Source organism: Gammaproteobacteria bacterium (genome assembly GCA_003696665.1).
Lineage (GTDB): Bacteria > Pseudomonadota > Gammaproteobacteria > Enterobacterales.
In genome coordinates this window covers 1-12,348 of the sequence record RFGJ01000295.1, presented here as the reverse complement: position 1 = coordinate 12,348, position 12,348 = coordinate 1, and the positions used below count along the sequence as shown (strand labels likewise).

Here is a 12,348-nt window from a genome sequence, read left to right as displayed (position 1 = left end):
CTTGCCTTCCGTTTCCGGTTTCGGTGAAACCTTGACCTCAATGTGCTTTTTCTCAAGCAAATCGTAAAACCAATAGTCGTCACTGGTTTTGGCCGATGAAGTGGCCGAAGGCTTCGACGGCGTACTTTTTGTGTGTTGAGTTTTGACTTCTTCTGTCACTCGATCCGGTGCTGTCTGAGAGAGCCAGAATAACCCAGCCAACACAGCAAGGACGCCAACTAAGGCGGTCAACGCCAACCATGGACGGAACCGACGAGGGCGCCGACGCCGTGCATGGCGCCGACGTTTTGGTGGCTTTTTTTGCGCGTAATCTTTTGCCATGCTCTCTTACATCTTGTCCGGGGCACTGACACCAAGCAGCGAAAGACCATTGGCGATCACCTGCTTCACCGCCCCCGCCAAAGCTAGCCGCGCCAGCCGCAAGGAGGCATCATCAACACCGATGCGTGTGTTGTTGTAGTAGGCGTGGAATTGTTGAGCAAGCTGACGCAAATAATGGACAAGCAGATGCGGCGCCAGATCACGAGCTGCTTTGTCCACAATATCCGGGTAAGTGGCTAATGTTTTAATCAGTGCCTGCTCTTCGCTGAGCGTCAGTCGGTCAAGATAGGCTTGTCCAGATTCCAAATCAATCTGATGACCCTGCGCCTCAATTTGCCGATATAGACTCGCGATACGCGCGTGCGCATACTGAATATAATACAAAGGGTTGTCGTTGCTTTGCGATACGGCCAGATCAAGGTCAAAATCCATGTGCTGATCGGACTTGCGCATGACATAAAAGAATCGTGCAGCATCGTTGCCCACTTCCTCTCGCAACTGACGTAAGGTGACAAAACTGCCTGAGCGCGTTGACATCTGAACTTTCTGACCGCCTCGATAAAGCACGGCAAACTGTACTAATGGTGTCAGCAATTGTTTGGGATCCGCCCCCAATGCTTGCATCGCCGCGCGCACACGCGGAACATAGCCATGGTGATCGGCGCCTAAAACATCAATGACCAAATCAAAGCCGCGATCGAGTTTATTCATGTGGTAGGCAATGTCAGACGCAAAATAGGTGGTTTCACCGTTATCACGCACCACGACTCGATCTTTGTCATCACCGAAAGCTGTCGAGCGGAACCATTTCGCCCCGTCTTTTTCGTAGATCAAGCCCTTCTCCTCAAGGCGACGCAAGGCTTCCTCGATCGCACCACTTGATACCAGAGACTTTTCCGAAAACCAATTTTGGTAATGCACACCAAACGCCGCCAAGTCATCCCTAATGTCATTCAAAATGACTTCCAACGCCAATTGCATCACGTCCTCATAGGTATCGCCCAATAAGCGACGCGCATTGCGGATGAGATCATCAATATGGGCTTCCTTATCACCACCCTGTGGTTCGTCTGGGCGCACATCGCGAATGACCATATCCCAAGGTTTCCGCAGCGCATCGCCACGTGTTGCTTTGAGCTGGCGCGCAATATCAACCACATAATCACCACGATAGCCATTGGCGGGAAAGACCACCGGTTCGCCAAAAAGGGCGAGATACCTCAACCACACACTGGTGGCAAGGATGTGCATCTGCCGCCCGGCGTCGTTGACATAATACTCCCGAAATACCTCATTCCCCGCCGCTTCCAACAAATCGGCAATGGTGGCGCCATACGCAGCGCCTCGCCCATGGCCTACATGCAAAGGCCCGGTTGGGTTGGCTGAGACAAACTCAATGTGAATTTTCTTTCCTGTCGGCTTTTCCGCTCGCCCAAACTTTTCCCGCTTCGACAAAATCTCTACGATGATCGAGGCCTGCTGCGCTCGGTGCAACGTAAAGTTAATAAAGCCCGGTCCAGCCACCTCGACCTGTTCAATGGCTTTATCGTCGGGCAGCGCCTCAATAATTTTTTCTGCCAATTGCCGGGGCGGCATCCCCGCTTGCTTCGACGCAGCAAGCGCCAAGTTACTGGCAAAATCGCCATGCGCAGGATCGCGAGTGCGCTCAACTTGAATGCGGAAGGTGGCGTCCGATGGAAGCACATTAGCAGATTGCAGCTGTTTCAATGCCTGCGCTAACAAGGATTCAATTTTTTCTTTCATGGCCTTGTTTCGTCCCGCTCTGGGATTCATCGACGAACATTTCAAAGGCGGCTAGTTTACCGCATTTCCTGCGGATCCACATCTACCGACCATTTGGTTTTAGAAAAAGGCGCTTCTTTTTTCCCCGAACCGGTAAAGTGTTTGACCACGGCTTGCACTAACCGGTGCCTTGAGGTCCTTTGTTCAGCGGAAATCAGCCATTGCCACCGATAGCGCCCCTGCCGTTTCGGCATCGGGGCCGGAATTGGGCCAAGCACCTGCGCCCCATCAATTTGCAAAGTACGTGCATAGCGCACCATAACCGATGCACATTCGCGCGCATCATCTTCGCGTAAGGCCTCAACTGTACAGCACGCCAAATGACGAAATGGCGGCCAGCCAAGCGCCTTGCGCGACGTTGCGATGGTACTCAACGCCGCCTCATACCCCTGGGTCCGGAGACAGGCAAACAGCGGGTGATCCATGTGCCGCGTCTGTACCCAAACTTCCCCTGGGACGTCGGCGCGTCCTGCGCGTCCGGCAACCTGCATCAGCAACGCCAAGCCCCGCTCTTCCGCGCGAAAATCCGCGCTAAAGAACATCCCATCGGCATCGGCCACCACCACCATGGCTAACTTTGGAAAGTGATGACCTTTGGCCAGCATTTGCGTGCCAACCAACAACGCTGGATCGCCTTGTTTCACACGTGCTAACAAGGCTTCCAACGCCCCCTTCTTTCGAGTGGAGTCTCGGTCGATACGTATCACCGGAAAGGGAGCAAACCGAGTGGACAAGGTGGTTTCCAGGCGTTCCGTCCCCCGCCCGACCGGAAACAGTGCTTCCCCGCCACACTCTGGACATGCTGGTGGCGAGTACTTACTCTTGTCACAGTGATGGCAAATCAGCCTTTGGATGTTGTGGTGATACGTCATTCGCATGTCACAGCGCTGACACGTAGCCAGCCACCCACACTGTTCACAATGCAACGCAGGCGCATAGCCACGGCGATTCAAGAACACCAATACCTGATGTCCCGCCGTCAACACCTGACGGATACGACGTGACACACTCGCAGACAGCCCTTCTTCATTTGGCTCAACCCGCATATCAACAAAATGCCACACCACGGGTTGTTGTGCGCGTGGCCTTTTTCGCATCGTCAATAAATGATAACGGCCGTGTTGTGCATGCACCCAAGATTCAAGCGAGGGCGTGGCACTGCCTAACAGGACCGGCACATCGCACAGTTGTGCGCGTTTGATCGCAACATCTCGAGCGTGATAACGGATCCCGTCTTGTTGTTTGAACGAAAGATCGTGTTCTTCGTCGACAATGACCAAGCCAAGCCGTGGCAACGGAACAAGTACCGCAGATCGCGTCCCAATGAGCACATCCGCTTTCCCTTCTTGGGCTGCACGCCACATAAGCAAGCGTTCACTCTCACTAAGACCCGAATGATATAAAGCAATTGTGCCATCAATCGCGCCTTGGACCCGAGCAATGGTTTGCGGCGTTAAGCCGATTTCCGGCACTAAAAGCAAGACTTGCTGCTGTTTGGCAATGGCTTTTTGCATCAGCCTCAGATACACCTCGGTCTTTCCGGAGCCTGTCACCCCGTGCAACATAAACACCGAAAATCCGCCCTGTGTTGCCACCGCGCGGATCGCGCGTTCCTGCTCATCCGTCAAGCGACTTCTCTTCAGTTGTGCTCGGCCCTGCAATAACAGCGACTTTGCTCGCTGTCGCCTCACTATCCAGCCGGAACGCTCTGCTGCACGAATCGTGGCTGTGGGAATTTGGTTGGCCGTCAGCAAAGCGCGCGGTTGCGGCGATTGTGACAGCAAGTCGATTAATCTTTGCTGTTGTTTGCCAGGCCGCTGCGGCAGCGGCGCGGAAAGTTCATACCAGATCTCTTCAGTGGATCCATTACTTTTTTGCCTCAACAATTTGGGCATGGCCGCAAAACACACCTCACCCAAGCCACGGTGGTAGTATTCCGCTAACCATTTCAGTAACGCCGCATGGGCACTATCCCATAAAGGAGTGCTATCAAGGACGGCGTCAATTTTTTTTAACTTTTCGGCCTCGACATCCGGCGCTCCATAGCCCCAAGCCACGCCGATCCTGTGGCGATTGCCCCACGGCACACGCACTCGAACACCTGGCGCGATGTCATCCGGTGCCAAATAATCGAACGGCCCCGCATGGGGAATTGGCAGCAGTACCTTAAGGCTCTCGTGCATCAGCTCGTCCTAAGGGGCGACCGCGCTTAACGCCGAAATCGCGCGCTCAAGCTTGTCATCATCAATATCGCGGTGCAAAACCAGCCGGAGCACATGATTGCTCGGTGGATTGACAAGCACGCCAAGTTCACGCAGGCGCTCCGCCCACCGAATCCCATCATCAACATCAACACGCACGAAGACCATATTTGTCGCCTGACTTTCAAGTTGATAACCGGACATTTCTGCCAATGCTTGTGCTAGTCGCTTGGCACGGCGATGGTCATCGGCTAACGCATGCATGCCGTCTAAAAGCGCGATGCGCCCTGCGGCAGCTAATACGCCCGCTTGGCGCATCCCGCCGCCCAGCACTTTGCGCCAGCGCCGAGCGCGCTCAATCAAATCAACCGATCCCGCCAAAACACTGCCAACCGGCGCCCCAAGCCCTTTTGAAAGACACAATGACACCGAATCAAAAGGGGCGGCCAATATCGAAAGTGATTGCCCACTTTCGACACTAGCATTGGCAAGTCGGGCACCATCGAGGTGACACCGAAGGCCATGTTGGCGCGCCAATTGTGTGGCTTCAACAATATAGTCTTGGGGGACAACTTTACCGTTCCAGGTATTTTCAAGGCAAAGTAAGCGTGTTCTTGCAAAATGAGGGTCGTTTGGTTTAATCGCCTCAACGATTTTCGCCAACGGAATTCTGCCCTGATCGTCGAAATCCAGCGGTTGTGGTACGACTGAACCCAACACCGCTGCACCACCACCTTCGTAACGATACGTGTGTGCCTGCTGACCAACGATATACTCATCGCCCCGTTCACAGTGCGCCATCAATGCCACCAAATTAGACTGCGTGCCAGACGGTAAAAATAGCGCAGCTTCCTTACCGAGAAGTTCAGCGGCCAATTCTTGTAGCGCATTCACACTGGGATCATCTCCATACACGTCATCACCGACCTCTGCTTCGGCCATCGCCTTTCGCATGGCTGTGGTCGGCTTGGTCACTGTATCTGAACGAAGATCGATCAACACGCGATACCCCTTACTTTTCTTGGTTGTCAAATTTCCTACAGATTAACAGAAGGCGAAAGGCGCTCGCAGCTATTTTGTCGTCTGTACAGCGAGCCGGGAAAAGCTATAATGCCGGTCATTTAATTTTTAGCGTGTAAGTTATGTCACTCCAGATCGTTGAAAGGATTGCTCAAGAAGTCAGCGCCCAGCCCAAACAAATTGCCGCAGCCATTGCATTGCTGGATGAAGGGGCCACAGTTCCATTTATCGCCCGCTACCGGAAAGAAGCCACTGGTGCGCTCGATGACAGCCAGCTGCGCACCATTGAAGAACGCCTACGTTATTTGCGAGAACTTGAAGATAGGAAACAAGCCATCCTCGCCTCGATTCGGGAGCAAGGCAAGCTGACCGAGGAACTCGAAGCAGCCATCCATAATGCTGACAATAAGTCGAGCCTAGAAGATCTCTATCTTCCCTACAAACCCAAGAGACAAACCAAAGGCCAAAAAGCCTTGGCAGCCGGTCTGGGCCCGTTGGCAGACAAACTGCTCGCTCATCCCGAACTCGATCCAGCCCACACTGCGCTTGATTTTGTCAATGATGAAGCGGGTGTACCCACAGTGGATGCGGCGCTGGAGGGCGCTCGGTATATTCTCATGGAACGCTTTGCCGAACATGCACCACTTTTGTCAGAACTTCGGCAGATGCTTTGGCAAGATGGCTGGGTGGTCGCACAAGTGCTTGAAGGGCAGCAAAAAAACGGACAAAAATTTCGCGATTATTTTGATTATAAGGAAGCGATCCGAACCATTCCTTCGCACCGAGCACTCGCTTTGTTTCGTGCACGCAATGAAGGGGTGATAAAATTGTCGCTCGTCTCGCACGACCCCGCTCGTGATCTTTCGGAGGATCCGGCGCTGGCCGTGATTCGCAAACACACTGGGGTACACCATTGCGGGCGTCCAGCAGACGATTGGCTTGCGCAAGTCATTCAGTGGACCTGGCGGGTCAAACTACACCTCCACCTTGAAACAGACCTATTCCGTCAGCTTAAAGAGCAGGCGGAAGACGCAGCCATTGCAGTATTCGCCGCCAATCTTCGCGATCTGTTGATGGCACCACCTGCTGGGCACAAGACAACGCTCGGCATTGATCCCGGCTTGCGCACCGGCATTAAAGTGGTGGTGGTCGATGGCACAGGAAAGCTATTACACAACAGCACATTATTCCCGCATGCTCCACAAAATCAATGGGATGCCTCGCGGCAACGACTGGCGGCACTGATTGAACAGTTCCGCGTGGAACTGGTCAGCATTGGCAATGGCACCGCCTGTCGGGAGACGGAACGGCTGTTGCGAGAAGTTGCCAAGGCAACCAAACAACCTTTCTCGACCGTTGTCGTCAACGAAGCTGGCGCCAGTGTTTATTCAGCCTCCGCGTTGGCAGCCGAAGAATTTCCCAATCTTGATGTGACCTATCGTGGCGCCGTATCCATTGCAAGGCGCCTACAGGATCCATTGGCGGAGCTTGTCAAGATTGATCCCAAATCCATCGGCGTCGGACAATACCAGCATGATGTGAGCCAAGTGAAGCTCTCCCGCGCGCTTGACGCGGTCGTCGAAGATTGTGTCAATGCCGTGGGTGTCGATCTGAATACCGCCTCCATTCCTTTGCTCACTCGTGTCTCCGGCTTGAGCAAAACCCTCGCCGAGACCATCGTCAAACATCGCGAAGCCAATGGCCCGTATCGCAGTCGTCAACAGTTGCTTGATATTCCGCGGCTAGGCCCAAAAGCGTTTCAGCTTTGTGCCGGATTCTTGCGCATTCGCGATGGAGAGCATCCTCTAGATGCCTCAGCCGTTCATCCAGAAAGCTACGAGTTGGTCGAGAAAATGGCGGCCAAACTTGGCGTTGACGTCAGTGCGCTGGTCGGTCACGCCGACTTGGTCCGGCAACTTAAAGTCGAGGACTTCGTAGATGAACAATTTGGTGAACATACCGTTCGCGATGTTCTGATGGAACTGGAAAAACCAGGCCGAGATCCTCGACCTGAGTTTCGCACTGTCGCCTATCGGGAAGGCGTTGAGAGCATCACAGATCTCGAGCCCGGCATGACGCTCGAAGGTGTGGTCAGTAATGTCACCGATTTTGGTGCTTTCGTCGATATTGGTGTTCACCAGGATGGGCTGGTGCATATCTCTGAACTTTCCGATCATTTTGTGCGTGATCCCCGTGAAGTTGTTAAGGCCGGAGATATTGTTCAAGTGCGCGTGCTGGAAGTCGATCAGGAGCGACATCGAATCGCTCTGAGCATGCGCAGCCAAACAGATACGCGACCAAGCAAAGCGCATACGCCTAAGTCAAAGACCACGCCCAGACGACGTCATTCGTCACCCCGAAAGTCGAGCACACCCGGCAACTCGGCACTCGCAGACGCCCTAGCCGCTGCATTGGCTAACAAAAAAGAAAGACAGTGAGGTCAGACCTGTTTATTAAGAAAAACCCTTGCGAAGCGCGTGGTGACTTGATATAAAAACTGTGCGCTAGCAAAAATAAGAAGCTCATTGTCAATGAGCCCTGCAGACTGGAGAAGTTTCAAGCCTCACTTTGTGAGGCTTTTTGTTTGCCATTTTGGAGATATGGGCGGATAACGAAAATTCAAGAGGGGACAACAATGTCTTATCGTGCGTCTCGACTACTGCTCGCCTTCTTCTGTCACGAACTTCTGGTCGCGGCGCTTTATTTCCAATATGTCGAAGGGCTTAACCCTTGCCCGCTTTGTATTTTTCAGCGTATCGCTGTTTTCGCAATGGGCCTTGTTTTTTTGGTGGCCGCCGTTCATCACCCTGGCCCAAAGGGTCGATTGGTCTACGATCTTAGCGGTTTTCTGGTCGCCTTATTAGGCGCTACCATCGCTGGCCGGCAGGTCTGGCTGCAACATCTGCCGGCCGACCAAGTGCCAGCATGCGGGCCAGGCCTTGACTATATGTTAGACACGCTTCCTTTGGCACAAACCATTGCACTTGTGTTTCGCGGCAGTGGCGATTGCGCCGAAGTTCAATGGCAATTTCTTGGTTTCTCCATGCCCGAGTGGACATTAATGATTTTTTGCCTGATCGCCTTGTATTTGCTTTGGCAGCTCAGAATCCATTGGCTGCAGCGGCGCTTTCATGTCGAGCGGTAACTCAAACTGAGCGGGGCCATCGGCGTCCATCGGAGAATAATCCGGAACCTGATCCGCGAGTGGCAAACGCACAATAAACCGTGTCCCCACACCCGGCTCAGATTCGACAAACATCGTGCCGCCCATTTGCTCGGTGACAATAAAATAACTGACCGACAATCCCAACCCTGTGCCTTTCCAATTCCTCTTGGTCGTATAGAATGGCTCAAACACACGACGGCGCACCTGTTCCGGCATCCCTGGACCATTATCAACGAACTCAATATTGACCCAATTGTGCTCTAATCGCAGATAAATCCATATCGTCGGTGTCTCCGTCTTGGCAAGGTGCATCGCTTCGGCCGCATTGGTCAACAAATTCAAAAACACCTGTTGCAGTCGAGTTCTTTTGCCTGATACCTCAATAGGCGCATCCCGGTACTCTCTGTGAATCTGCACCTTTAGGAAGTCGAACTTCTTCCGCGCATTGTATTCTCTTTGGGCCAGCCGAATTGATTCTTCAATCAATTCCTGAAGCACGAGGCGTTCATTTTCACCCACATCGGGACGGGCAAATGACAACATATCACTCACAATGTCCGCCGCGCGAGCACTGGCTTCTTCTATGATCGCTAAAGAACGTCGAATTCCCATCGTATCAATCCAAGCATCCAAGCTCGCGGGTGAAATACTTAAGGATTCGGCAACCGTGACAAAACGATGGAAATCAGGTGTCAATCGACGATGCAAGGTTTGTACACTCTGCAAAATAGCGCCCAAGGGGTTGTTGATTTCATGTGCCATCCCAGCAGCCAATCCCCCCAAAGACAACATTTTTTCAGATTGAACCAGCATTTCCTCAATGGCCGCCTTTTCGGTGACGTCATCGGCTCGAATCACCCACCCTTGTACCGCCTCAGCCTCCAGTTCGTAAATGAGCACCTCCAATAAGTGCTTGTTTCCATTGAAATCGGCAGAAAACCGATTGCTGGTCGGCGTAACCCCTTCTTTTCTTAACTCGATATACTGCCGAAGTTGCCTGTCAAAAAAAGGCGCCAGTGCCTCTAAATGGTGTTTCAGTGCTTGTTTTTTCCGTATGCCGGTCAATTGTTCAGCGGCCCGATTCCATAAAGTAATCCGTCGTTCACAGTCCACCGCCATCAGCGCCGACGGCATGGTATCGATGATCGTTTGCAACAATTGTCGCAACAAGTCAGCTTCCTGCTCTACCAGCTGTTTTGCCGATTTTTCTCTGACCAGCTCTCGCGATTTTTGCGTGACTCGCGTCTCCAAGCGGTTTCTCGCTCGTTCCAATTCCTTTCGGGAAAACTCTAGTTGGCGTTCAGCTTCCCGCCATGGTGTCACATCCCGAACGATGGAAACCAACAAATCATCTGACAACCATTCTGCAGGTCTTGTCACAACATCGGCCGGGAAACGTGTGCCATCTCTGCAGACAAATTCGGTGCAATATTTGACCACGTGACCATGGCTTAGCCGATTTTGAATGACGGGATCGTTTTTCACCACACAGTCTTCATCAATGTCCCAAACTGTCATCTGCTGTAGTTCGGCGCGTGAGTAACCTAATTTTCTTGCCGCCGAAAGGTTCACGGTAATGATTTTGCCGTCACGATGATGAAGAAAGATCAGATCTTCAGTGGCATCCAGCATTTGGCGCATGTTGAATTTGGTGTGCTTGAGCGCATTCTGCAAACGCTGTGCTCGGCGGTAGAATCGCACGCTAGGCACTACCATGAGCACCGAAGCCAGCACGAACCATTCCCAGCCATAATCATTGATAAACACAAACCAAGCTAGGCCAATCCCTCCAATTAACAGAAACCAAGAGGTCACGAAGTCGCTTGCTTCCTTCGTTTCTGTAGGCGCTAATGGATTCGCAACGGGTTTCATTTTCTCACTGGTCTGGCTGGCGTGTTTTAGGACTAATCGCTAGACTAGACAAGGTGACAATGATTCACAAGCCCAGGCCAAAACAAAAGTAAAGTGAGGAGCAGCTGTCGTGTACACCAAGTCCATTGACTCATTGGTTGAATATTCGGGAAAGGACCCGGCCATTGACCGCTGGCTCATGCACCGACAATGGGTTTTGGCCGGTTTCTATGAGTTGTCCAAAAAAGTCAATCATGCACAAGTCGATGCATCACAAGTCCGCTACTGGTGCCAAGAACTTATGGATTATCTCAGTGCTGGCCACTTTCGCATTTTTGCCGACCTGCATTCGGCTGGAAGTGAAACACGGTCTCGCTATACACACCTCGTAAACACCACCGACCGTCTAGTCGTTTTGCAGGAATCACTGCTCACATCTGGAGACGATGTAACGGTCATAAAGCAACTTCTGTCAGAGATTGGTGAAACACTGGCCACGCAACTTGAAGTTGAAGACGAATTAATTCGCTCAAAGATCACAACAAACGCGTAACCTAAATTGCAGGGAAACAAATATGATTAAAGTCCTGATTGAAAGAACATTAAAACCTGGTTGTTGGGATAGCTTTCAAACAGCCATTCGGCAAGCGCGTCTCAAAGCCGACTCTGTCGAAGGGTTTATTGCCGGCGAATTACTGCAAGATCTTTCGAACCCCAATGAAACCCTTGTCATTTCCGCATGGAAAGAGGAACGTTTTTGGGAACAGTGGCTCAATAGTCCGGAAAGAGAGAAGCTCAACCAAACCATTGCCGATCTACTCGACGGACCTGAACGCATCAAAATGTATCGTTAATCAAAAGCCCGCTCGAAGCGGGCTTTTGATTGTATGACTGACGCTATTTCGAGGCCGACTGATTAGGCGCCGGCTCTTCCTTTTTTTCAGCTGTCGCTGATTTCCCCGGCTGGACATCAAGCAATTCAACATCAAAAAGTAAGACCGAATTCGGCGGGATAGGGCCCCGCCCTTCTTCACCGTAAGCCAGCGCAGGTGGAATGGCAAGCTGGTATTTGGCACCTTTTTTCATCATCAACAGCGCTTCCGTCCAACCTGGGATCACTTGATCAACACCGAACACCGCTGGTTGTTGTCGATCATAGGAGCTGTCAAATTGTGTGCCATCAATCAATGTGCCCTTATAGTGAACCACAACCTGGTCACCATGCTTCGGTTGCGCGCCTTGACCAGGTTCAATGACTTTATATTGCAATCCGCTTTTCGTGACTTTCCAACCTTCTTTTTTCGCGTTGTCCTCAAGGTATAACTTCCCTTTCTCTAGATTTTCCTGTGCCTGCTTTTGTTGTTTCTCCTTAGCTTTAGCGATCATACGGGTTTGAAAATCCTGTATGGCTTGCTGTATTGCCGCATCGTCCATTTGAGATTGATCTGCCAAAGCCTCTTCAAATCCGCGGCTAATTAATTGTTTGTCAATCTCCGCGCCAAGTTCCGGTTGTTTTTTAAAGACCTGGGCCAACGTCTTGGCCATGTTCGCGCCAATGGCGTATGAAATTTTTGCTTTGTCAGTGTTCAGCGCTAACAGCTTGTCTGTTTGCTCGCTGTGCGTCTCCGCTTTAGCAGAGGTGGTCTGCGCTGATTCACCATTGTCGGACGCGTCTTTTGGTTGACAGGCGGCCAAACCAAAGATTGAAAGAAAGATGGCCAGAGTAATACGATTCATAGTTTTTTCCCTTATTCGTTCACGCTATCACATTGAAACAAACACAAGTCTAGCGAGACCGCATGGTCAATGCTAGGCTTAATTCAAATAAATACGAACCCGGTTTGATTTTGATTATGCGAAGCGCTCGACTGTCTTTACCAATGATATTGCTTATCGCAATGCTCTCGGGTTGTCAGCAACGCTTTCCGCCAGCAGCCCAAACCATTCAGATGTCATCTGCGGGCATTGTGTCGGCGGACATTTTTG

Annotated in this window: 11 protein-coding genes; 5 read left to right on the top strand and 6 right to left on the bottom strand. The window is 51.8% G+C overall.

Features of this window, described 5'->3' with window-relative positions:
* The 4 genes from D6694_08050 to D6694_08035 all read right to left on the bottom strand — a co-directional run.
* A partial coding sequence (locus D6694_08050; protein ID RMH42372.1) for a hypothetical protein occupies positions 1–321 on the bottom strand: 321 nt, incomplete at its 3' end.
* Between the two features lie 6 nt (positions 322–327).
* Entirely contained in the window at positions 328–2,085 is a 1,758-nt protein-coding gene (locus D6694_08045) for an arginine--tRNA ligase (protein ID RMH42374.1), read from the bottom strand.
* Between the two features lie 56 nt (positions 2,086–2,141).
* Positions 2,142–4,307: a primosomal protein N' gene (locus D6694_08040; GenBank protein RMH42371.1), complete on the bottom strand. Its 2,166-nt coding sequence runs from the start codon at positions 4,305–4,307 to the stop codon at positions 2,142–2,144.
* A 9-nt stretch (positions 4,308–4,316) separates the two neighbouring features.
* On the bottom strand, positions 4,317–5,324 hold the full coding sequence (locus D6694_08035; GenBank protein ID RMH42373.1) for a low-specificity L-threonine aldolase: 1,008 nt from the start codon (positions 5,322–5,324) through the stop codon (positions 4,317–4,319).
* A gap of 143 nt (positions 5,325–5,467) precedes the next feature.
* Here D6694_08035 and D6694_08030 point away from each other — a divergent pair, with 143 nt between their 5' ends.
* Entirely contained in the window at positions 5,468–7,783 is a 2,316-nt protein-coding gene (locus D6694_08030) for an RNA-binding transcriptional accessory protein (GenBank protein RMH42370.1), read from the top strand.
* A 197-nt stretch (positions 7,784–7,980) separates the two neighbouring features.
* The gene (locus D6694_08025) at positions 7,981–8,490 is read left to right on the top strand and encodes a disulfide bond formation protein B (GenBank protein RMH42369.1); all 510 of its coding nucleotides are present in this window, start codon (positions 7,981–7,983) and stop codon (positions 8,488–8,490) included.
* On the opposite strand, the gene D6694_08020 is transcribed toward D6694_08025, so the two are convergent.
* Positions 8,404–10,383 carry a PAS domain S-box protein gene (locus D6694_08020; GenBank protein RMH42368.1) on the bottom strand — a complete coding sequence of 660 codons (1,980 nt, stop codon included), beginning with the start codon at positions 10,381–10,383 and terminating at the stop codon, positions 8,404–8,406. The two genes, D6694_08025 and D6694_08020, sit on opposite strands and share 87 nt — an antisense overlap.
* Positions 10,384–10,492: 109 nt before the next feature.
* Between D6694_08020 and D6694_08015 the strand changes: the two genes are divergently transcribed.
* Positions 10,493–10,915: an Rsd/AlgQ family anti-sigma factor gene (locus tag D6694_08015; GenBank protein ID RMH42367.1), complete on the top strand. Its 423-nt coding sequence runs from the start codon at positions 10,493–10,495 to the stop codon at positions 10,913–10,915.
* Positions 10,916–10,937: 22 nt separating this feature from the next.
* Entirely contained in the window at positions 10,938–11,216 is a 279-nt protein-coding gene (locus D6694_08010; protein ID RMH42366.1) for an antibiotic biosynthesis monooxygenase, read from the top strand.
* Between the two features lie 43 nt (positions 11,217–11,259).
* On the opposite strand, the gene D6694_08005 is transcribed toward D6694_08010, so the two are convergent.
* Positions 11,260–12,099, bottom strand: coding sequence for an FKBP-type peptidyl-prolyl cis-trans isomerase (locus D6694_08005; GenBank protein ID RMH42365.1), 840 nt, complete (start codon positions 12,097–12,099; stop codon positions 11,260–11,262).
* 62 nt (positions 12,100–12,161) lie between these two features.
* Between D6694_08005 and D6694_08000 the strand changes: the two genes are divergently transcribed.
* The coding region (locus D6694_08000; GenBank protein ID RMH42364.1) for a hypothetical protein at positions 12,162–12,348 on the top strand (187 nt) is incomplete at its 3' end.